This window comes from Streptomyces argenteolus (genome assembly GCF_042902585.1).
Taxonomy (GTDB): domain Bacteria; phylum Actinomycetota; class Actinomycetes; order Streptomycetales; family Streptomycetaceae; genus Streptomyces; species Streptomyces argenteolus.
The window spans coordinates 45191-66758 of record NZ_JBIBEG010000015.1; the positions used below are offsets into that span (position 1 = coordinate 45191).

Here is a 21568-nt window from a genome sequence, read left to right on the forward strand (position 1 = left end):
ATCCCCCATTCGGGCGCGGTTCACGATGCGATTCGCTGGTGTGTACGGGTGGATGGGGGCATGAGGGGGCGTCAGGGGCGGCCGGGAAGGGTCAGGGGGCGCCGGCGGACCAGAAGGGGGAGCGGATGTTGGGGCGGGGGATGTACTCCTGGCCGTCGTAGGTGGGCGCCGTGGCTCGGGTGGTGGACTCGGCCACCTCGGACTCCTCCACGCAGGGGGTGTCGACCTCGAAGAACACCTGCCCTTCGCCGCCTACGATCAGGCTGACACCGAACCCATCCTTCGTCTGGGCAAACATGGCCGGGACATCAGGGTCGTTGTTGACGGACTTCATCCGGTATCCACTGTTGCGCCAGGAGCGGTCAACTACTCCCAGGAAGTTTCCTCTGCGTTCGGGGGAAACGATGGTCATGACTGCGCGCCTTCTGGTTACGTCGCAACTACCCGTGGTGGTAGGCCCGTGAGTCCACTTGACCGCCGGCCGTACGTCTTTCAGTAGATAGTCCAAAATTCCGTCTGCCCGAGTTGCCGCTTGCTGCATATTCATGAGGTTCCCTTCGATGCGCGGCGGCAATTTTCCTGCGCAACCACCCGTACTGCAGAAGATAGACGCAACTAAAGCCACCGGGCGCCAGAGCCTGCGATTCATCGATGCTCCTCGGATTTCACCTTTTCGGAACGCCCGGCAGAGATGAGGGCGATACTATTGGCCGACTCAGCATCTCTGGCAGGATCGAAATAGCGCGAGTGCGCATCAAACGAAATGCCTCCGGCACCGACGAGGCCTGGCCCATCATCGACGGCAAATCGCCTGGCCCCGAATGCTTCACTCGCGGGATCCTTTCCGAACCAGAGGTCGTCGTCACCCTGGTCCGCCATGTCCCCGGCGAAGTAGGCGAGGGGCCCGGCTGGAACAGCCCAAGCCCCGACAGCTGCTTGCTGCTTCGATGGCAGTTTCGTCACCACATCGTTCTCTGCAGCGCCCACGAATACGTGCCCCCTGCCCACTCCCAGGTCCTCGGCACGATCAACACCCACTCCGGGGCTACCCACCAAGACGATGTCGTCAATGCCTGGCATACCGCCCCCTTGCTGCGTTGCCGCACCCACGGTCCGAGATCCATATGAATGTCCGATGACTGTCATATGCGGATTGCCACTATCGTTCGTCGCGGCCAGCCCAGCAGTGAACTCATTCAATCGCTTTCCACCTTCGATTGCCCGACCGTCACCGGCTACAGCTAAACTACTGAAGCCATCGACAGCTTGTGGCGCGTCATAACCCAGCCAAGCGATCGCCGCGCTGGAAGGGTCGTGGTACCGGGCACCGATCGCAGTGTCACGCGCACGTTTCAAGTCGCTCTCAGCGAAGCCTTTATCCAAGGCTGTCCCGAGCCCCGGAACATATGTCGCAACATGCTTCGCCGTATCGGGGTTGCCGTACGACACAATCGCCCGCCCGTTCCCCTCGTCGCTGATGCCCAGCAGAAACATCGGCGGCTCCCCTGGCTTGGGCCCCGCCCCCAACTGCCGGTCGATCTCCCGCAGCCCCGCCAGCTGTGTGATCGACCTGTCGTCGTCCCGGCCCTCCAGCTTGCCGATCAGCAGCTGGAGGTTGTCCCGGTTGGCCGCGTCCCGGACCAGGGCGGGAATGCCGTCCAGGTTTCCGATCCGGTCCGGGTACACCGCCAGGTACTCCTCGCGCTGTTCCTGGGTCAGGCCGGCCCACCAGTCCCGCCGCTCCGCGGGCGTCGCGTCGAGCGGGATGGCGTTCCTCAGGTACGTCCGGGCCGCGTCCCGGACCGCCGCCGCGTCGCCCGCGGCGTCCTTCCACGTGGCATCGGGGACCTTGAGGCCCTCCTCCGCCTTCAGCCGCCGCAGGATCCCCGCGTACCGCCAGTCGATCTCTCCCGCCGTGCGCACCGCCCCGGTGATCCGGTCCGCGATGTCCTGCGCCTTCGCCGTGTGGGGGTTCGGCGCGGTCAGGCCCGTCGGGGGCAGCAGTCCGGGGGCGGCCTGGGACGAGGCCGTGCCACCCTTCAGCGGCGCGCCGTCGACCAGGCCTTCGCCCGCCGCCGGATAGGTGACCGAGCCGTCCGGGTGCACCGTGAACTTCAGCGTGGCCGCGTCCTCCAGGGCCTCCGTCAGCACCCGTTGCTGGGCCTTCATCTCGTGGGCCAGGGAGTTCAGCGTCGTCCGGAGCAGCCCGCACTCGGTGTACACGTACTGGAAGTTCTTCCCCAGTTGCCGCAGCCGTGCGACCGCCGCCTGGGCCGCCTCGCCCTCCTGTGAGCCGCGGAGTCCCGTCAGCAGGTGCTGCTCGACGCGGTCGCGCGCGGCGTCGGCACGGTTGCTCGACCTGCCCCAGCCGTCGGCCGCGCCCTCCAGCTCGGCGCACTTCAGGTCCCGTAACTGGGCCCAGGTCAGCGTGGACCTCACCGCGGCCCACCGCCCGGAGCGGGCTCCGCCACCGGGGCGAACGACGAACGCACGGCCTCGTTCGTGGCGCCCTGGGCCCGTGCCACGGCCCGCAGCTTGCCCGCGAGGCTGCCGCACTCCCCCTGCGCTGCCTGGATCCGGCGCTCCCAGGACTCCCGTACCGCCGCCAGCTCCGCGAGGGCCGTCAGCCGTCCCGCTCCCGCCGCCAGCCCTTCGTGCGCCGCGGTCAACTCGGCCCGTACCGGACCCAGGTGGGCCACCAGTTCGTCCGCGCCGCCGGCGGCACGCAGCCAAGGGCCGTCACTGTGCTTCAGCCCCTGCCCGCGGTCACCCCCGCCCGCCGGCCCCGCCAGATCACTCAGCCTGCGCACCACGGCCATGCCCGCTCACCCCGTTCCTCGATCACGGAGCGGCACTGTGCCAAACCAGGCGTACGCGACACGCCGGGCGCATCGGTCCACGACGACCGAACCCCCGCCCCCGCAGGGACCGGACCGTCACGAGATCACCCGAACGCGGGACACGGAACCGGAGGGAGGACCACGCCGTCCCCACGAGCATCCGTACGACCTGCCGAAAGAGCTCCCATGCCCGCATCAGCCACCCGTTACCTCTACGTCGCCCGGCACGGCGAGGCCTCGGCCGACGAGACCGAACTGACGGAGCGCGGACGCCTCCAGGCCACTCTGCTGGGCGAGAGGCTCCGCGACACCCCCGTCTCGGCCGTCCACCACGGCCCGCTCCCCCGCGCCGCGCAGACCGCACGGCTGATCCACGAGCAGTTGCGCCCGGGCACGCCCCTGCGGGTCGAGGAGCATGCCGGCGACTACGTCCCGTACGTCCCGGGGCCGCAGGAGCTCCCGGACGATTCGGCGGACCGGCTGAACGCCTTCGTCGAGCAGGCGCTGGACGGCGATCGCACACGCGGCCCGGAGCTCGCACGCACCGCCCTGGCACGGTTCACGGGGCCCGTCGGCGGTGACGCACCCCGCCACGAACTCGTCGTCACACACGCCTTCCTGGCGGCCTGGCTGGTACGGGACGCCCTCGACGCGCCCGCCTGGCGCTGGCTGGGCCTCAACCACGCCCACGCCGCGCTCACCGTCATCCGCTACACCCCTGGCAGGCCCGCCGCCCTGGTCATGGTCAACGACATGAGCCACCTCCCCCCGGACCTCCGGTGGACCGGATTCCCGCCCGAACTCCGCGTCTGAGCCGGTCCCTGTCCCTCGGACGGATGGTTTACGGGGCGCTGTCCGAGCGGCCTGGCGTGATACGGCCCGCTACTCGTGATCATGCAGAACGTGATCGTGAACTCCGTACTCCGCTCCTCGCGCACCCGCCGGTTGCTGACGGCCGCAGGGCTCGCCGCGACCGCCCTCGCCACCTCGCTGCCCGCGGCATCCGCCGGTGCCGCATCCGCCGCGCCGCCCGCGCCCCGGCCGACGACCGCCGCCGAGGCCCGTACCGCCGCCTGGCTGGAGGCGCACCCGGGCGCGACGGCCCGCTTCTTTCGTGATCTGCCCAAGGGAGGTGACCTGCACAATCACCTCTCCGGTGCGGTACGGACCGAGTACCTCATCCAGCTCGCCGCCGAGGACGGGCTGTGCATCGACGCCACGATGACCGCCGTCGAGCCGCCCTGCGGCGCGGGCACGCGGCCGGCCGCCGACGCCCGCACCGACGCCGCGTTCCGGCAGGAGATCATCCGGGCCTGGTCCATGCAGGACTTCCCGCAGGGCGAGTCGGGACACGACCACTTCTTCGCCACGTTCGGGAAGTTCGGCCGCGCGACCTGGCACACCGGGAAGCTGCTGGCCGACGTGGCGGGCACCGCGGCGGCGCAGAACCAGTCGTACCTGGAGACCATGGTCACCCCCGCCTCGTCGGGGGCCAGGAAGCTGGCGGACGAGGTCGGCTGGGACGCCGACCTCGCCGCCCTGCACCGCAAGCTGCTCGCCGGGGGCAGGCTGGACCAGCTGGTCGCCGAGGCGGGCCGGTCGGCGGACGAGGCGAACACGGAGTTCCGCGAGGCCGCCCGCTGCTCGAGCGCCCGGCCGGCCCCCGCCTGCGGGATCACCTACCGCTGGATCTCCCAGGTCTCCCGCAACAGCGCCCCCGAACGCGTCTTCACCCAGATCGCCCTCGGACTGCGGCTCGCCGAACGGGACCCGCGCTTCGTCGCCGTGAACCTGGTCCAGCCGGAGGACGGCGAGATCTCGCTGCGGGACTACCGCCTGCACATGCGCATGCTGAACTACCTGCACGGGGTCTACCCGCGCGCCCACATCACCCTGCACGCCGGCGAACTCGTCCCCGGTCTGGTCAAGCCCGAGGACCTCACCTTCCACATCGACGACGCGGTGCGCACCGGTCAGGCCGAGCGCATCGGCCACGGCGTCGACCTGGTGCACGAGGACGACTGGCGGCGCCTGGCCCGCGACATGGCCCGCCGCCAGATCGCCGTGGAGGTGCCGCTCACCAGCAACGCGCAGATCCTCCAGGTCGAGGGCGACGAGCACCCGTTCCCGGTCTACCGGAAGTACGGCGTCCCGGTCGTGCTGTCCACCGACGACCCCGGGGTCTCACGCGGTGACATCGGCCAGGAGTACAGCCGCGCGGTCCGCACCTACGGCCTCGGCTACACCGAACTGAAGGACCTGGCCCGGGCATCCCTGGAGTACGCCTTCCTGCCGGGCCGCAGCCTGTGGCGCCCCGACCCCGTACGCAAGGGCTTCCGCCCGGTCCAGGAATGCCAGGTCCCGCAGTCGGACCGCTGTTCCCGGTTGCTGGCGAACAGCCTCAAGGCCCGCCTGGAATGGCGCCAGGAAGCGTCCTTCCGCGCCTTCGAGGCGCGCTACACCCGCTGATCCGTTCCCGGCAGGAGCGCGGCGCGGTCGGCCACGCTCCTGCCGGAGCCCGTCCCGGGCGCATCGGCCGACCACCGCGTCGCGGAAGCGGGAAGCCTCCGCCAGGACGTCTCCGTCGGGGAGTCCGGCCGTCGCACCGCGAGCGCCCCCGTACCGCCGACCACGAAGAGCCCGGACGGTCCGCTCCTCGCCGTTGACTTCCGCGATGCCCCGTTGCTTGGCTGGGAGCCAGGAGCACAAGCGCCTACGGCCCGGATCCTGGAGCGTGCTGATGGAGCTCTCCCGTCGTTCCGCACTGTCCGTGATACCCGCCGCGACCCTCTGGGCCCTGAGCCGGACACTCCGGGCCGCCGCGACCGAACGCGAGCCGGGCACCGCACCCGGCGGAGCCCCGGCCCTCGCATCCGGAGATCCGGCCACCCTCCTCCGCAACACCGTCGCCGTCTTCGCCGGCACCGCCGAATCCAACGCCCGCCCCGAGGTCGCCCCCAAACTCGCCTCCCTGCGGGCGAGAGCCCGCACCCGGCTCGCGGCGATGGACGGCGCCGGGCCGGACGCGCTCTTCGAGGGCGTCCCCCTCGGCACCAGCGACCCCAACCTCAGCACCTCGTACCAGTACCTCTACGAGATCGCCCTCGCCACCTGCCTCCCCGGCCCCTCCCTCCCCTCCGAGGACGTGACGGCCGTCCGGCGGCGCGTCGCCGACGGCCTGGCCGTGCTGCACGACCGCTGGTTCGGCGACCAGGCGGCGGGCTACTACGGCAACTGGTTCCACTGGGAGATCGGGATCCCGGCCCACGTGACCAGGACGCTGGTCCTCCTCCGGGACGACCTCGCGGCGTACCGGCCCGGCCTCACCGCGACGTATGTCGCCTCCATGGACGCCTACCTCCGCAACGGCAAGGACGGCGACGTCGATCTCGACTCGCGCTTCCACACCGGCGCCAACCTCGCCGACATCACGACCAACCGCATCCTCCAAGGCGCCCTGCTCGGCGACGAGGCCCGCATCACCAAGGCGCTCGCCGACCAGCTGACCGTCCTCTCGCCCGTCGACCCCTACCGGCCGCGCCACGGAGTCACCGACGGCTTCCACGCCGACGGCTCCTTCGTCCAGCACGCCTCCGTGGCGTACACCGGCTCCTACGGCAAGGGGCTGCTCACCCGCATCGTCCAGACCGTCAAGATCCTCGACGGCACGGGGTACGTTCTCGCCGGCAGCCTCGTCGACGTCGTGCTGGGCTGGGTCACCGCCGGCTTCGCCCCGCTGATCTTCGAGGGCTGGATGATGGAGATCGTCAAAGGACGCGCGGTCTCACGGACCGGTACCGGATACGCGGACGTCACCGCCGTCGTGGAAGCCGTGGTCGACCTGTCCGCCCACACCACCGGGAGCGACACCGAGGCGCTCACGGGTTACGTCAAACACATCCACCAGACCTCGAAGGCCGGCCTCGACCCGACCTCGTTCGTCTCCCCGGTGAGCATCGCCCGCTACGCGGACCTCCTGAACTCACCCGTACCCGCCGAGGATCTCGGCCCCGCGGCCTCCCACACCGCGTTCAACGCGATGGACCGGACCGTCCACCGGCGGCCCGGTTACGCGTTCGCCCTGGCCCGCAGCTCCCCACGCATCAGCGCCTACGAATACATGAGCGGCGAGAACCTGATGCCGTGGTTCCAGGGCAGCGGCGCCCACCACCTCTATCTCTCCGGTACCGACCAGCGGCAGGCGTTCGGCATCGACTACTTCACCGCCGTCCCGCCCCACCGCCTCGCGGGGGTCACCGCCCCCGTCGAGACGCGGCGCAGCGTCCCCGAGCTCTACGGCACCCTCTGGTACGACAACCCCGGGCGCGGCTTCACCTCGTCCTCCGAGTCGCAGAACACCTACGTCTACTTCCCCCGCGCCACCCACGCGTTCTCGGGCGGTGCCCGGCTCGGCGCGTACGGCCTGGCCGGTCTCGTGCAGTCCGACGACGCCGCGTACGCCGCCCGGCAGGCGGGCACACTGCCGGAGGACTTCGTCGCCTACCGGGCCGCCGGCGCCACCCGGTCGTGGTTCATGTTCGACGACGAGATCCTCGTGCTCTCGGCGGCGATGACCGGCCTGTCGGGCCGCGCCGGGATCACCACGATCGACAGCCGGATCGCCGACCCCGCCTCCCCCGTCGCCCTCACCGGCGGCCTCCGCGACGGATCGGCCTGGCAGCGGACCGGCACCTCCCCGCCCGCCTGGCTGCGCTACGCCGACACGGGACAGGGGACCGCGGTCGGATACGTCTTCCTGTCCGGGCCACCACCGGTCGTCGCACTCGACACGCTCACCCGCAGCCGGCGTCTCGTACGTCTCGCCAACCCCGACACCCCCGTGACCAAGCAGGTCTTCACACTGTCCTACGAACATGGCGCCGGAGAGCCACCCGTTTCGGCAGCCCACGCTCTGGTGCCCAACGCCTCGGCGGAGCAGCTGGCGTCCTACGCCCACGGCCCGCTCACCGTGCTGTCCAACACGGTCCGCCTCCAGGCAGCGGCCCACACGCACCTGGGCATCACCGCCGCCAACGCCTTCACACCGGGACCGCACAGGGTGGGGCGCCTCGCCGTCGACGGTCCCGCCTCGGTCGTCCTGCGCCGGAGCGAGGACGGGACGTACTCCCTCGCGGTGGCCGACCCCACGACCGAGCGGCCCACGGTGTCGGTCACCCTCCACGGACGGCGCCTCCGATGCGTCCGCGCGGACCCCGGGGTCCGCGTCCGCCACGTACCCGGCGGCACCCGCGTCGACGTCACGACCCACCACGCCTACGGGCGCAGCTTCGCGGCGACCCTGGCGGAGAGCCGCTGACGCCTGCCCCGGACGCGGAACCCCCGCCACCGCGCGAGGCGGTGACAGAATCCGACGATGGCTTCGTCATCACCCTCGCCACTGTCGCCTTCCCCGCTGTCACCCCCTGGGGGCCATGCACCGTCTTCGCTCCCCTCGTCTTCGCCCTCGTCGCCTCCGCCGCTGGCATCAGGACCGGTAGACGCATCAGCCTCCGGTACCTGGAAGCTCGGCGACCTGACGGTCAACCGCCTCGGCTTCGGCGCCATGCGCCTTCCGCAGAAGGGCGCCGCCTTCGCGGACCGTGCGCCCAGCGACCGGGACCGCGCCCTGCGGGTCCTGCGCCGCGCCGTCGAACTGGGCGTGAACCACATCGACACCGCGGCCTTCTACTTCTCGCCGCTGCGGTCCGCCAACGAACTCATCAACAGCGCACTCGCCCCGTACTCCGACGACCTGGTCATCACCACCAAGGTGGGCCCCGGCCGCGACCCCTCGGGCAACTGGGTCTGGGCCACCCCGGACCAGCTCCGCGGCCAGGTCGAGGAGAATCTGCGCCAGCTCGGCCGTGACCACCTGGACGTCGTGAACCTGCGTCTCGCGCAGAGCCAGGCCGCCGCCTCCGTCGCCGAACTCTTCGGCGCCCTGGCCGACCTCCGCGAAGCCGGCCTCATCCGCCACCTGGGCATCTCCAACACCACGCCGGAGCAGCTCGCCGAGGCCCGGACCGTCGCACCCGTGGTCTGCGTGCAGAACGCCTACGGCATCGACGCCTCGGCCGAGGACCACGCCTTCCTCCGGGCCTGCGGTGAGCAGGGCATCGCCTTCGTGCCGTTCTTCGCCATCGTCGGCGCGGGGCGCGAGGAAGGGGTCACCGGCACCGAGACGGAGGCGGTGCTCACCGTCGCCCGTCGCCACGGCGCGACGCCCGCGCAGATCCGGCTGGCCTGGACCCTCCACCAAGGACCGCACGTCCTGGCCATCCCCGGCACCGGCAACCCCGACCACCTCGTCGAGAACGTGGCCGCCGGCGCCCTGCGGCTCACCGCCGACGACCTGGCACTGCTCACCTCATGACCGGGTCGGGGGGGCAGATCCTGCGCTGGAACCTCTTCATCGGCGGCCACCTGAGCAGCTGCGTACCCGTACGCCTCGTCGAACGCACGGCCGCGGGCCAGCTGGTGTGGCTGGAGACAGGGACCCCGATGTGGCGCACGGAACTGCCCCGCGGGGCCCACCTCCGGGACATCGAGCCCGAGGACCGCCCGGCCCAGGGGTATCCGGCGGTGGCCGACCGGTGGCCCATGGGCAGCGCGCTCATCCACCAGCCGGCCGGCGCAGGACACGCGGTGTTCTGGTTCTTCGGGCGGAACCAGAAGTTCCGCGGCTGGTACGTGAACCTCGAACACCGTTCCCATCACGGCGAGGACATCGACGTCACCGACCACGAGCTGGACATCACCGTCGCCCCGGACCGCAGCTGGCGATGGAAGGACGAGCGGTCGTTCGCCGAGAAGACCGGCCATCCCGCGTACTGGTCGGCGCGCGAGGCGGCGGCGATACGCGCCGAAGGCGAACGCGTCGTACGCCTCGCCGAGTCGAAGGCCTTTCCCTTCGACGGTTCCTGGCGCGCATCAAGCCACCCGCCCACTGGACGACCCCCGCACGCCCGGCCGCCCCCGCACGGACGGTGCTGTGAACCCCGCCGCGACGAGCCCTTCCCCGTACGGCACCTGATGACGCGTCGGGCGGAAGCCACCGGCGCGCTCACGGCTCTCGAACAGCGCGTATGCATGCCCCACCTCCCGTGAACGCATCAACCGCACCGGGAACCCATGGCCACCGTCGTTGCTAGCGGTCACAGCGCGTGATACACAGAGTAACCATGCATATGCGGGCAGATCTCCACACGAGCCGCAGGTCAGGGCTGCTTCTCCGGTCAAACGTGCGAGATCCGGGTAAAGAGACCCGGGAAGGCGTCGTGCGATGCCGGTTTCATCAGCGAAGATAGAGACCGACCCGTGTCGCACGGCGCGGGCGGCGAACTACCCAACAGGGGCGGTGACTTACATGATCCTGGCAGCGGAAAAGGGCGACATCACCACCATCATCGGCGGAATCGCCCCGAACTGGGGGCCGTTCGGGACCCTGGGCAACGAGGCACGCATCATGATCGAGGTGGTGATGGCGGTCGCCATCCTGCTCTGCCTCGGCATCGCGATCTGGGGTGCGGCGAAACAGCGCATCGGCGCGACGGCGCTGCGCGACACCTTCAGCGCGGAACAGGGCAAGGGCCTGATCGTGGCGGGCCTGACCGGCGTCTTCATCATCGGATCGCTGGGCACGCTGTTCACCATCGTGTACGGCATGGCTGTCTGACCGGCGGTCAGCGCCGCGCCCGGTAACCGGCCGGGTCCGCCCGACCACCCCCACCATCCATCCGTCGTGCCCACCGGCAGAGGTTGCGTTCCCTGATGTCGAGTCACCACACCGCATCCACGCGGACACCAGCACCGCTACGGTCGTACCGCGCGGACCAGCACACGGCCGAGGGGGCGTACGCGGCATGAGCCAGGGCGATGAGCGCGGCTACGGCGGCAACGAGCCGGGAGGCCGCACGGAGGATGCGTACAGCACCCTCGGCGGGACGCGACAGACGCGCACGCGGCTGCCCGGCGGCGGCGAGGACGGCGACGGCTACGGCCGCCGGCCCGCGCGGAACTCCCGCTCGCTGATCATGGCCGTGGGCGTGGTGGTCCTGCTGATCGCAGCCATCGCGTTCGCGAACCAGGGCGGGGGCGACGGCTCCAGCGGCGACAACGGGAAGAAGCCCGAAGCCGCCGGCGCAGGCCCCACCGCCGCCACGGGCACGAAGCCGGTCCAGGGCAAGAACGGCACGATCGCGTCCGGCTTCGCGCACGACGAGCAGGGGGCGCAGAGCGCGGCGGCGAACTATGCGGTGGCGCTGGGGTCGGCGGAGATGTTCGACAAGGACCAGCGACACGACATCGTGACGTCCATCTCCGATGCCAGCAAAGTCGACGAGTTGCAGGCGGGTTTCGATGCCGACTACTCCGAACAATTCGCAGCGCAGATCGGTCTGAACCCTGATGGAAGCGCTCCGACGGGCTCGACGTTCGTCAATCGCACTCTTCCCGCCGGCACGAAGATCACGAGCTACTCACCTGAGACTGCCCAGATCGATGTCTGGTGCTCCGGACTGTTCGGCCTTACCGGCGACGAATCCACCAAGCCGGTCACCTTCGGCTGGTTCACCGTCTCTATGACTCTTACCTGGAACGGGACGGACTGGAAGGTGATGGCCACCAGCCAGAAGGAAGGACCGACCCCGGTCACGGGGGACAACCCGGTCTCCGGGTCCGACGAGATCGCCGATGCAGTCGAGCAGTTCGGAGGGTTCACCTATGCCCGGTAGCCCTCTCCCCCGGATCCGCCCGCGATCGCTCATCGGTGTCTTCGCGGTTGTGCAGGCCTCATTGCTGCTACTGGCGGCCCGAGCCGCAGCGGAGCCAAGCCCCACGCCCTCGCCCTCGCCCTCGGGCAGCAGCGACCCGTGCGAGCTGATCGCCGGACCCGCACGGGACTACTGCGACGGCGGCGAAGGCGCCCGACGCTCCACCCCCTCCGTGACCGACGACGCCCTCGACCCCCTCACCTCCCTCGCCCGCGGCTGCGCCGACGCCGCCGCCTACCTCGTCGGCAAGCTCAGCGAGGCCGTGGAGAGCACGGCGACCGTCGACTTCACCAACTCCACCTTCCGCACGCAGTACGCCGTCGTCTTCGCCGCCTCCACCATCCTCACCCTGGTCCTGTGGCTGTTCGCCGTGGCCAAGCGCGCCATCAGGGGGGTGCCGTTCACCACCGCGATCTCCGAAGCCATCGGCTTCCTCTGGCTCACGGTGCTGGCCTCCGCCTTCACCCCGCTCATCCTGTACGTGGTGGTCTCGGCCACCGACGGGGTCACCGAGGTCATCGCCTCGGCGACCGGCGGGCAGACGGACGTCTTCTTCGGGTCGTTCGCCGAGGCGCTCAAGAAGGGCACCGACATCGGCGGCGGGCCGATCATGCTGATCGTCGTCTCGCTCGTGTCGATCCTCGCCTCCGGCATCCTCTGGCTGGAACTCGTGATCCGGGCCGCCCTGCTCTACGTGGGCGCCCTGCTCGGGGTCGTCGTGTACTCCGGGCTCGTCGACAAGAACATGTGGGGCCACGTCCGCCGCTGGGCGGGCATCATGATCGCCGTGATCATGGTGAAGCCGGTCATCGTCATCGTGCTCGGGCTGGCCGGAGCGCTCTCCGCCGACGAGGGGCCCAACGCCTTCTCGGCCGTCGTGTCCGGCCTCGCCATCATCCTGCTGGCCATCTTCGCCTCCGCCATGATCTACCGCTTCGTCCCCGGCTTCGGCGACGAGATCCAGGGAGCCCGCACCAACCGCAAGCAGGCCACCGACGGCTCCCAGGCCGCCGCCCTGATCAGCTCGCCCGCCGCTCTGGTCTCCCAGGGCATCAAGACCCACAGCGGCCGTGGCGGCGAGGGCGGTGGCGGAGGCGGCGGTGCCCGGCCCTCCAACCCGGCCGCCGGCGGCGTCGCCGCGCACAGCTCCCGCACCTCCGGCGGCGGGAGCGCCCCCTCGCCCCGCAGCGCGTCCGGACCCACCTCCGGCACCCCCCACGGCAGCCGCTCCCCGCGAGCAGGCGGTTCAGGCAGCACAGGTAACACGAGCACAGGAGGTGGAGGGCGTTGACGACCCAGTCCCACACGATCGCGCCCCGCCGTACGTATCTCATCGGCCGCGCCCGGCCGAACGCGATCGTCGGCAAGAACCGTGAGACGGGCGAGATCGCGCTGATCATCGCCGGAGCGTTCCTCGGCATGATGAGCGGTCTCCTCGTCCCGGTCCTCTCCCTGCGGATCGTGGCGCTCATGGGCTTCCCCATGCTGGCCCTGGCCGTCGTCTACGTCCCCTACAAGGGCCGCACCTTCTACAAGTGGTTCGAGATCAACCGCAGCTTCAAGCGCACCCTGCGCCAGGGCACCACCTACCGCTCCGCCGCCATGGAGGCCGGGGTGCGCGGCGACGGGCGCGAGGTGGAGATCGGCCCGCCCCCCGGCATCGGCAGGATCAGCTGGCTGGCCGCACCGTTCGGCCCCGACGAGATCGCCGTACTGCTGCACGCCGACCGCCGTACGGTCACCGCCGCCATCGAGATCGAGGGCCCCGGCGTAGGCCTGCGCGACAGCGAGGACCAGGAGGCCCTGGTCGACCGGTTCGGCACCCTCCTCAAGCACGTGGCCAACGGGGACGGCTTCGTGACGCGTCTGCAGATGCTGGCCCGCACTCTCCCCGCCGACCCCGACGCACACGCGAAGGACGTCGCCCAGCGCGGCGACCGGTCCGCGCCCGGCTGGCTCCAGGATTCGTACGACCAGCTCCAGTCGATGGTCTCCACCTCCAGCGAGCAGCACCGCGCCTATCTGGTCGCCTGCATGCACTACAGCCGCGAGCTGGCCGCGGAGGCCAACGCCATGGCCCGCGCCATGCGCCCCCAGGGCGGCAGGAAGATCGACCGTGACGCGGGTCTCGCCGTCGTCATGGCGCGCGAGCTGACCGACATCTGCGCCCGGCTCGCGGAGGCGGACATCCGCGTCCGCCAGCCGCTCGGCCAGAGCCGCCTCGCCTCGCTCGTGCACTCGATGTACGACCCGGACCACCCCATCGACCACATCCAGGCGATGACGAAGCGCAACGCCTGGCCGGCCGAACTGGATGCGGTCGAACCGACGTTCCTCCAGGCCAAGACCCGCGAGTCGACGACCCGTGCCCCCTGGTGCCACGCCACGGCCTGGGTGAAGGAATGGCCGATGACGCCCGTGGGCGTCAACTTCCTGGCACCGCTCCTGGTCCACACGCCCGACGTGATCCGTACGGTCGCGGTCTGCATGGACCTCGAACCCACCGAGGTCGCCATCGAGCGGATGCTGACCGAGAAGACCAACGACGACGCCGAGGCCAGCCGCCAGGCCAAGATGAACCGCACGGTCGACCCGCGCGACATCGCCGCCCACGGCCGGCTCGACCAGCGGGGTGAAGATCTGGCGAGCGGCGCGGCCGGGGTGAACCTGGTGGGGTACATCACCGTGTCGTCCCGGTCCCCCGAAGCCCTCGCCCGCGACAAGCGGACGATCCGGGCCTCGGCCGGCAAGTCGTATCTGAAGCTGGAGTGGTGCGACCGCGAACACCACCGAGCCTTCGTGAACACCCTGCCGTTCGCCACCGGCATCCGACGCTAACGAGAGGGCAGTCACGCCATGCGAGATCCGCTGTCCGCGTTGTCGGATGCCTTCACCGCCTTCCTCTTCGGGAAGGTGGAGACGACCAGGCTGCCCGTGCGTACGTCCACGGGCCAGGCGCAGGCCGTCTACCTGCCGACCGCCGCCCCCGGTCTCGGCGACTCCGGCGTGATCATCGGGCGTGAGGTGTACTCCGGCAAGGGCTACATCTACGACCCCTTCCAGCTGTACGGTCAGCAGCTCCCCGCCCCGCACTGGCTGGTCCTCGGCGAGTCCGGCAACGGCAAGTCGGCGCTGGAGAAGACGTACGTCCTGCGCCAGCTCCGCTTCCGCGACCGCCAGGTCGTCGTGCTCGACGCCCAGGGCGAGGACGGCGTCGGCGAGTGGAACCTCATCGCCCAGGAGCTGGGCATCACGCCCATCCGGCTCGACCCGACCGCCGCGCTCAACGACGGGATCCGGCTCAACCCCCTCGACCCCTCGATCACGACGACGGGCCAGCTCGCCCTGCTCCGCACGATCATCGAGGTGGCCATGGGCCATGGCCTCGACGAGCGCTCAGGTTTCGCCCTCAAGGTGGCGCACGCCTACGTCAACAAGACCATCACCCGGCGCCAGCCGGTGCTGATGGACATCGTGGAACAACTGCGCCACCCCAAGCCCGAGTCCGCGGAGGCGATGAACGTCGACATAGACGACGTGCGGGCCTGGGGCCTGGACGTCGCCCTCGTCCTGGACCGCCTCGTCGACGGTGACCTGCGCGGCATGTTCGACGGCCCGACCACCATCGGCATCGACCTCGACGCCCCGCTGATCGTCTTCGACCTCTCGCACATCGACCGCAACTCCATCGCGATGCCGATCCTCATGGCGATCGTCGGCGTATGGCTGGAGCACACCTGGATCAGGCCCGACCGGAAGAAGCGCATCTTCCTGGTCGAGGAGGCCTGGCACATCATCAACTCGCCCTTCGTGGCCCAGCTCTTCCAGCGTCTGCTGAAGTTCGGACGCCGCCTCGGGCTGTCCTTCGTGGCCGTCGTCCACCACCTCAGCGACGTCGTCGACGGAGCCGCGGCGAAGGAAGCGGCGGCCATCCTGAAGATGGCCTCGACCCGCACGATCTACGCCCAGAAGGCCGACGAGGCCAGAGCGACCGGCAAGGTGATCGGTCTGCCCAGGTGGGCGGTGGAGATCATCCCCACGCTGACCCCGGGCATCGCCGTATGGGACGTCAACGGCAACGTCCAGGTGGTCAAACACCTGATCACCGAGGCCGAACGCCCCCTGGTCTTCACCGACCGTGCGATGACCGAGGGTTCCACGGTGGACCTGCTCCCCGAGGACGTACGAGCCGCGGAGCTGGAGGCGGAGCAGCGAGCGGCACGGATCGAGCACCAGCAACGGCTGAACGAGTCGTCCGAGTCGACGGTGGCCTGAGGTGGCACGCCAGGCACCGACCGGTCAGGGTCGCAGCGAGGGCGGCATCCCGGACGGTCTGCTGATCGGCCTGCTGGCCTTCCTGTTCGGGCTGACGGTCCTGGCCTGGACGGCCACCGGCCTGGCAGGACTGTTCGCCCACGGGGCCTGGCCGGACGGCGTGAGCTTCGCGCGGACCCCCCTGGCCCTCCGCGCGCTGGCCGTCGAACCGACGGACCTGCCGGGCGCCTGGCCGGACACACCTCCGGGTGCACTCTCCGGATACGGCCTGTTCTGGGGCCTGTTCATCGGCGAGACCATGGTGCTGCTGGTGCTGGCGGTCTTCGTGGCGGGTGTGGTGACCCGCTGGCGACTGGTCCGGAAGCGCAAGGCCGCGCCCGCGCAACCGTACGAGCCGCACGAGGACTTCGGCCGGCACAGCGCCCGAGGCGGGCGCGACGAGGGCCGGGCGTACGACCACGCCCCCGGCTCCGGACCGGGACGACCGCACGACCACGCCCACGCCCACGCCCACGCCCACGACCGGACCTCGGACCCGGCAGAGCCGTACGACCACGACCGGCGGGCCGTTCCGGCACGGCCGTACGACCACGCCGCGAGCTCCGATCCGGCACGCGAGCCCGTGCGCCCCCGCCCCGCAGCCGCCCGGGAGCCCGCCCCCGTCGAAGCACCCCCTGTCGAGGCGCCCCCCGCAGGCCTCGTGGAAGCGGGCCCCTCCGCCCCCGTTCAGGTCGCCGCGTACATGCCTCAGCCCGCAGCGACGGCCGTACCCACGCCGCGTACCCCGCACCTGGTGTACGGCGCTGCTGCCACCCGCCGCCCCGCAGTGGTCCAGGCGATCCAGGACGCCGACGGCCCCGCACTCGTCGTCACCTCGGACCCCAGCGTCTGGGCCGAGACGAAGGACGCCCGCAGCAAGTTGGGCCCGGTCCTCGTCTACGACCCGGGCCATCTCTGCGACACCCCGGACCGCCTCCACTGGTCGCCGACCGCCGGTTGCGAGGACCCCGCCGTCGCGGCGGCACGGTCCGCCGCACTCCTCACCCCCGTACGCCCGCCTGCCAGGGCGGACGCCGCGGTGGCCGACACCGCCCAGACCCTGCTGCAGTGCTGGCTGCACGCCGCAGCCGTGGACGGCCGCCCCTTCCGGCAGGTCCACCGCTGGGCCTCCGGATCCGGCGCCCACGAACCGGTGCGCCTGCTGCGTACCCACCCCAAGGCCGCCTCCGGACTCGCCGGCCTGCTGGAGTCCGCGCTCACCGCCTATCCCGAACGCCGGGAGATCGCCCAGGAACTGACCGTGCGGGCCTTCGCGGCCCTCTCCTCGGTCCACATCCGCGAGGCCTGCACACCCAATCGAGCCGATGCGCTCGTCCTGGAATCTTTTGCCCGTGAAGGGGGAACGCTCTATGTGGTCGGCGAACCCATCGAGGATCCCCGCCACCACCCCGGTGCGATGCCCCTGCTCACCGCACTCGTCTCGCACGTGGTCGAGCACGGCCGCCGCATGGCCGCACGGTCAACCGACGGTCGGCTCGACCCACCAATGACGCTCGTCCTGGACGACGTCGCTGCCGTGGCTCCGCTTCCCCAGCTTCCGGAGCTGCTGTCGGCCGGCCGGGACCAGGGGATGCCCGCCCTGGTCCTGCTCCGCTCCGAGGAACAGGCCCGCGCCCGTTGGCAGGAGCGCCTGCCGGCCCTCTGACCACCCGGGCGGGGCTCTCGCCCCTCCGGCTTGGTCACCCATGGGTACGTGTCACTGGATCCGAGCTGGTGGGGGTGCTGAGGATGCTGACGTTGACGGAGGTCGCCGACGACCCGTCGCTTCTGACACGCCGTCTGACGGTGAACGACGGCTCGGACGTCGTGTTCCGCCCTCTCGTACACACCGACGCGGAGCGCCTCGCGGGCTTTCTGAGTGATCTGTCGGCTGAATCGAGACGGCTGAGCACCTTCGACGGGTACGACCTCGCAGCCGCCTCGGAGCTGTGTGACGCGATCGCGCGCTACGACAAGCTCCGGCTCGTGCTCGAGGACGTGCCCTCCGGAAGGATCGTCGGCCTCCTTGAGTTCAGTTTGGATCTCCATCCCGGGGACATCGCGCGCTATGGCGCGGCCGGCATCCGCCTCACCACCACCGATTGCCGATTCGGTCTCACCCTGGCTGACAACCACCAGGGCAGAGGGGTGGGAACGCACGTCTTCCCACTGGTGACGGGCGTCGCGCGTCGCTTCGGGAAAAAGCGAGTCATCTTGCTGGGCGGCGTCCTCGCCGACAACCCACGCGCCCTTCACTACTACCGGAAGAACGGCTTCTTGTCAGCCGGTCCCTTCACCGGGGCCGACGGAAGGCGGTCGCTGGACATGATCCTTGATCTCGATTCGACGCAGGGACCAGACAGCCACGCGTGGGGCCGGCACGGTCACGCCTGAGACGGTCCATCCCGCTCGAACGCGCGGCGTCGACGGCAGCTCGGCCGGGCCGGGCCGTGGCAGCCGGCCGCCGCGGGAGCCGAGCTTCCGGCGGTTGCGGTCCTGGCTGGCCCTCTCCGGGACCGTGCGGAGAATCCCGTGACGGGGCGAGTCTTACGCAAGGCGCATGGCTCCTCCGCGCGGACCCGATCAGGTCGGACGGGTCACCCTGCCTGCGGGCCCGGTCGCGTGCTGGTGCGCGCCCAGGGCCACTGGAGTTGCGGGCCGGCCCTCAGCGGCGGATCTCGAACTCCAGCTCCAGAGCGTTCGGGTCATCCCTCATGGGCAGCGTCTGCCCGGACGGGACGAAGCCGATCCTCCGGTACGACGCCGCGGCCCGGGCGTTGTCCTCGTGGACATGGAGCCGCACCCGCTCCACGGGCGGGTCCGCCAGCGACCAGGACCAGTCGATCGCAGCCCGGAACAACGCGTCCACGACGCCGCGCCCACGATGCCCGGGCCGGACGTACACCCCGACCAGATGGGTCTGATCGACCTCGGCCGCCTCGCCGAAGCCGGGCTCGCCTCCCGGCCGCTCGACGAGCACCGACACGGTCCCCGCCCACTGCCCCTCGGGCCCCTCGGCGATGAACTGACAGCTGTGCTCCCCCTCGGCAGCACGCGCCGTCCGCTGCTGCCAGAACTCGTCCGGCCTGGTCCGGGCCTGCTCGTAGGTCTCCACGAAGGCAAGGTGCGCCACCGGGTCCCGCAGGGCCTCCAGCCGGAGCTCCCTGGCCCGGGCCCACTCCTCTGCCCGTACCACCCGCACGACGTAGTCCATACGCCGATCGTCCCCCTGGCGCCCCCGACTCGGCAAACGAAAATCCGGCCCGGCCCCTCAGCCGTCCAGCGACAGGGCGTTCTTGGCACGGTCGACGGAAGCCTCGGAGGCGGGCCCGCCGGGGTTCTCGGTGGCCAGTGCCTGGTTCAGCGCGACGAAGCCGCGCATCCGCTCCTCGTAGCGGGCGAACGCGGCCCCGTGGTCGCCGCCCGTCCCCGCAAGGCACTCGGCCAGCACATAGGCACCCACGAGCGCCAGGCTGGTGCCCTGCCCGGACAGGGGTGAAGGGCAGTAGCCGGCATCGCCGAGGAGGGCCACCCTGCCCCGCGACCAGCTGTCCATCCTGATCTGCGCCATGGCGTCACAGTAGAAGTCCGGTGCGGCGGCCGCGGCTTCCGCAAGCCGCGGCCCTTCCCAGCTCAGCGCCGCGAGCCGTTCCGTGACGGTGCGGCGGAGACCGTCCGCGTCGCGGGTGAGCGGAGCGGACTCGAAGCCGAACGCGACCCTGAGCTCCGCGTTGTCCCGTACGGGCATGATGCCGAAGCCGACGTCTCCGTCGCGCAGCCACACCTGCCAGTCCTCCAGCCCGAGGAAGTTCTCCGCGCTGAACACCGACAGATAGCTGCCGAGGTGGTGCGCGAACCGCTCCTCGGGCCCGAAGACCAGCCCTCGCACCGTCGAGTGCAGGCCGTCGGCGCCCACGACGAGGTCGAAGGTGCGGGACGCCTCGCGGGCGAACTCCACCCGCACGCCGCTGCCGTCCTCGACCAGCGCGGTGACGGTGTCCCCGAAGAGGTACTCCGCCTCACCCCGCGTGCGCTCGTGCACGAGGTGCACCAGGTCCTCACGCAGCAGCTCGATGTCGTCCCCGTCCAGCCGACCGCTGCTGTAGGTGGCCTCCGTGGAGCGGTGGACCTCCTTCCCCTCGGGGTCGAGTACCGACATGCCCCGCATGCGGGTACGCACCTTCCGTGCCGGCTCCAGCAGGTCCATCCGCTCGATCACGTCGAGCGCGACCCCCCGGACGTCCACGGCCTGGCCGCCGGGCCGCGGCCCCGGGCCTCGTTCGACGACGGTGGCCGCGAAGCCGTGACGGTGCAGCCAGAAGGCCAGGGCGGGACCGGCGATTCCTCCGCCGGAGATGAGAACAGTGCGCATCACAAGTTCCTCTCGTACGCTGTCGTCATCTGAACGTACGGCGTACGCGCGAGCTTGCACAGCAGGCCGAACAGCCGCCTGTACTAGGACAGTTGTCGCGCCGGGGTCATAGCCGCCGCTCCCGGCTGCCCTAGTACAGGCGAAGGAAAGGAAGCCGAGTGACCGACGTCACGCCCTCGCGGGACGAGCCGCCCTATCGTCGCATCGTCAAGGAGATCCGGCGACGCATCAGCGAGGGGGAACTGACCCCCGGGGACCCGGTGCCCTCGACCCGCCGGATCGCCCAGGAGTGGGGCGTTGCGCTCGCCACCGCCACCAAGGCCCTGACCACCCTGCGGATGGAAGGAGCCGTGGAGACCAGACCGCGTGCGGGCACCGTGGTGGCCGCAGCCCCCACGACGACGGCGCGGGCCCGCGGGCACCGGCCGCAGGGCCCGTCCACGACAGGTCCCACGCCTGCGCCCACCGAGCAGGAACTCACCCTGGGCCGGATCGTCCGCACCGCCATCGACATCGCCGACGCGGAGGGCCTCTCAGCGCTCTCGATGCGCGGCGTCGCAGCCCGGCTGGGCGTCGCCGCGATGTCTCCGTACCGCTACGTGACCAGCAAGGACGATCTCATCCTGCTCATGGCGGATGCCGCGTACGGAGAGCAGTCCTACCCGGGTACGGCGCCGGCGGGCTGGCGCGCTCGCGCCGAACTCGGCGCGCGCACACTGTGGACCCTCCACCGGCGCCACCCGTGGCTGGCCCAGCTCGACTCCCTCACCCGCCCGCTGCTCGTGCCGAACCTGATGGTCCACGGGGAATGGCTGCTGAGCGCCCTCGACGGCCACGGCGTCGACACCACCACGCTGTTCGACATCCACGTCCTGCTCTACAGCCATGTCCAGGGCCTGGCCGTCCACCTGGAACGCGAGGCGCACGCTGCGGCCACCACCGGCCAGTCCGAGGACCAGTGGATGGACAGCCGCACGTCGGATCTCCAGGCCCTGGTCCAATCGGGCCGCTTTCCGACCTTCACGCGCGTGGTCTCCTCGTTCGGGGACGGCTACGACCTCCGCCTGGACACCCTCTTCGAGCTGGGCCTCAAGGCCCTGCTGGACGGTCTGGCACCGGTGATCGAAGCCGGCGGGGGCGAGCTCCACGGGTGACGGCCCCTTGGGAGAATGAGTCCCGGAACGCAGAAAAGCCCCGTGCCACAAGGGCACGGGGCTTTCCCGGAATAATTGTTCGGCGGCGTCCTACTCTCCCACAGGGTCCCCCCTGCA

18 protein-coding genes are annotated in these 21568 nt (G+C 70.7%); 13 read left to right on the forward strand and 5 right to left on the reverse strand.

The genetic code is table 11. The features are described 5' to 3' along the window. Positions 1–91: 91 nt before the first annotated feature. The 3 genes from ACFY8O_RS33045 to ACFY8O_RS33055 form a co-directional block, all read right to left on the reverse strand. Positions 92–412, reverse strand: a complete 321-nt coding sequence (locus ACFY8O_RS33045; protein ID WP_387908917.1) for a hypothetical protein — start codon at positions 410–412, stop codon at positions 92–94. A 233-nt stretch (positions 413–645) separates the two neighbouring features. Further along, on the reverse strand, positions 646–2439 hold the full coding sequence (locus ACFY8O_RS33050) for an alpha/beta hydrolase (protein ID WP_387908919.1): 1794 nt from the start codon (positions 2437–2439) through the stop codon (positions 646–648). Next, on the reverse strand, positions 2436–2819 hold the full coding sequence (locus tag ACFY8O_RS33055; protein ID WP_387908921.1) for a hypothetical protein: 384 nt from the start codon (positions 2817–2819) through the stop codon (positions 2436–2438). Before ACFY8O_RS33055 ends, ACFY8O_RS33050 begins: the two co-directional genes overlap by 4 nt. Positions 2820–3026: 207 nt before the next feature. Here ACFY8O_RS33055 and ACFY8O_RS33060 point away from each other — a divergent pair, with 207 nt between their 5' ends. The 12 genes from ACFY8O_RS33060 (at position 3027) to ACFY8O_RS33115 (ending at position 18319) form a co-directional block, all read left to right on the forward strand. Then, the gene (locus tag ACFY8O_RS33060; protein WP_387908923.1) at positions 3027–3653 is read left to right on the forward strand and encodes a histidine phosphatase family protein; all 627 of its coding nucleotides are present in this window, start codon (positions 3027–3029) and stop codon (positions 3651–3653) included. Between the two features lie 81 nt (positions 3654–3734). Then, complete coding sequence (locus ACFY8O_RS33065) at positions 3735–5309, forward strand: adenosine deaminase family protein (RefSeq protein WP_387908925.1); 1575 nt, start codon at positions 3735–3737, stop codon at positions 5307–5309. 271 nt (positions 5310–5580) lie between these two features. Next, positions 5581–8157 (forward strand): polysaccharide lyase family 8 super-sandwich domain-containing protein, encoded by a 2577-nt coding sequence (locus tag ACFY8O_RS33070; protein WP_387908927.1) that lies wholly within the window; start codon positions 5581–5583, stop codon positions 8155–8157. A gap of 162 nt (positions 8158–8319) precedes the next feature. Beyond that, on the forward strand, positions 8320–9213 hold the full coding sequence (locus ACFY8O_RS33075; protein WP_387908947.1) for an oxidoreductase: 894 nt from the start codon (positions 8320–8322) through the stop codon (positions 9211–9213). Continuing rightward, on the forward strand, positions 9210–9947 hold the full coding sequence (locus ACFY8O_RS33080) for a DUF402 domain-containing protein (RefSeq protein ID WP_387908929.1): 738 nt from the start codon (positions 9210–9212) through the stop codon (positions 9945–9947). Before ACFY8O_RS33075 ends, ACFY8O_RS33080 begins: the two co-directional genes overlap by 4 nt. A gap of 259 nt (positions 9948–10206) precedes the next feature. Beyond that, positions 10207–10515, forward strand: coding sequence for a hypothetical protein (locus ACFY8O_RS33085; RefSeq protein ID WP_014047394.1), 309 nt, complete (start codon positions 10207–10209; stop codon positions 10513–10515). A 187-nt stretch (positions 10516–10702) separates the two neighbouring features. Further along, entirely contained in the window at positions 10703–11572 is an 870-nt protein-coding gene (locus tag ACFY8O_RS33090; RefSeq protein ID WP_387908931.1) for a hypothetical protein, read from the forward strand. Further along, positions 11562–12902, forward strand: a complete 1341-nt coding sequence (locus ACFY8O_RS33095; protein WP_145804715.1) for a hypothetical protein — start codon at positions 11562–11564, stop codon at positions 12900–12902. The genes ACFY8O_RS33090 and ACFY8O_RS33095 overlap by 11 nt, the downstream gene beginning before the upstream one ends. Next, positions 12899–14449: an SCO6880 family protein gene (locus ACFY8O_RS33100; protein ID WP_145804716.1), complete on the forward strand. Its 1551-nt coding sequence runs from the start codon at positions 12899–12901 to the stop codon at positions 14447–14449. The genes ACFY8O_RS33095 and ACFY8O_RS33100 overlap by 4 nt, the downstream gene beginning before the upstream one ends. Before the next feature lie 18 nt (positions 14450–14467). After that, complete coding sequence (locus tag ACFY8O_RS33105; protein ID WP_387908934.1) at positions 14468–15886, forward strand: ATP-binding protein; 1419 nt, start codon at positions 14468–14470, stop codon at positions 15884–15886. A 1-nt stretch (position 15887) separates the two neighbouring features. After that, positions 15888–17591, forward strand: a complete 1704-nt coding sequence (locus tag ACFY8O_RS33110; RefSeq protein ID WP_387908936.1) for a type VI secretion protein — start codon at positions 15888–15890, stop codon at positions 17589–17591. An 83-nt stretch (positions 17592–17674) separates the two neighbouring features. Continuing rightward, entirely contained in the window at positions 17675–18319 is a 645-nt protein-coding gene (locus ACFY8O_RS33115) for a GNAT family N-acetyltransferase (RefSeq protein WP_387908938.1), read from the forward strand. A gap of 271 nt (positions 18320–18590) precedes the next feature. Here the strand turns inward: ACFY8O_RS33115 and ACFY8O_RS33120 are convergent, their stop codons facing one another. Both ACFY8O_RS33120 and ACFY8O_RS33125 read right to left on the reverse strand, forming a co-directional pair. Then, positions 18591–19139, reverse strand: a complete 549-nt coding sequence (locus tag ACFY8O_RS33120; RefSeq protein WP_387908940.1) for a GNAT family N-acetyltransferase — start codon at positions 19137–19139, stop codon at positions 18591–18593. 57 nt (positions 19140–19196) lie between these two features. Then, complete coding sequence (locus ACFY8O_RS33125; protein WP_387908942.1) at positions 19197–20297, reverse strand: FAD-dependent monooxygenase; 1101 nt, start codon at positions 20295–20297, stop codon at positions 19197–19199. A 158-nt stretch (positions 20298–20455) separates the two neighbouring features. On the opposite strand from ACFY8O_RS33125, the gene ACFY8O_RS33130 reads away from it, so the two are divergent. Continuing rightward, entirely contained in the window at positions 20456–21451 is a 996-nt protein-coding gene (locus tag ACFY8O_RS33130; protein ID WP_387908944.1) for a GntR family transcriptional regulator, read from the forward strand. The last annotated feature ends 117 nt before the right edge of the window (positions 21452–21568 follow it).

Excerpts from the sequence above, each read along its gene's own strand:
- ACFY8O_RS33045 (WP_387908917.1), bottom strand. The coding sequence starts at position 412 with ATGACCATCGTTTCCCCCGAACGCAGAGGAAACTTCCTGGGAGTAGTT.
- ACFY8O_RS33055 (WP_387908921.1), bottom strand. The coding sequence starts at position 2,819 with ATGGCCGTGGTGCGCAGGCTGAGTGATCTGGCGGGGCCGGCGGGCGGG.
- ACFY8O_RS33060 (WP_387908923.1), top strand. The coding sequence starts at position 3,027 with ATGCCCGCATCAGCCACCCGTTACCTCTACGTCGCCCGGCACGGCGAG.
- ACFY8O_RS33065 (WP_387908925.1), top strand. The coding sequence starts at position 3,735 with ATGCAGAACGTGATCGTGAACTCCGTACTCCGCTCCTCGCGCACCCGC.
- ACFY8O_RS33070 (WP_387908927.1), top strand. The coding sequence starts at position 5,581 with ATGGAGCTCTCCCGTCGTTCCGCACTGTCCGTGATACCCGCCGCGACC.
- ACFY8O_RS33080 (WP_387908929.1), top strand. The coding sequence starts at position 9,210 with ATGACCGGGTCGGGGGGGCAGATCCTGCGCTGGAACCTCTTCATCGGC.
- ACFY8O_RS33085 (WP_014047394.1), top strand. The coding sequence starts at position 10,207 with ATGATCCTGGCAGCGGAAAAGGGCGACATCACCACCATCATCGGCGGA.
- ACFY8O_RS33090 (WP_387908931.1), top strand. The coding sequence starts at position 10,703 with ATGAGCCAGGGCGATGAGCGCGGCTACGGCGGCAACGAGCCGGGAGGC.
- ACFY8O_RS33095 (WP_145804715.1), top strand. The coding sequence starts at position 11,562 with ATGCCCGGTAGCCCTCTCCCCCGGATCCGCCCGCGATCGCTCATCGGT.
- ACFY8O_RS33105 (WP_387908934.1), top strand. The coding sequence starts at position 14,468 with ATGCGAGATCCGCTGTCCGCGTTGTCGGATGCCTTCACCGCCTTCCTC.
- ACFY8O_RS33115 (WP_387908938.1), top strand. The coding sequence starts at position 17,675 with ATGCTGACGTTGACGGAGGTCGCCGACGACCCGTCGCTTCTGACACGC.
- ACFY8O_RS33120 (WP_387908940.1), bottom strand. The coding sequence starts at position 19,139 with ATGGACTACGTCGTGCGGGTGGTACGGGCAGAGGAGTGGGCCCGGGCC.
- ACFY8O_RS33125 (WP_387908942.1), bottom strand. The coding sequence starts at position 20,297 with ATGCGCACTGTTCTCATCTCCGGCGGAGGAATCGCCGGTCCCGCCCTG.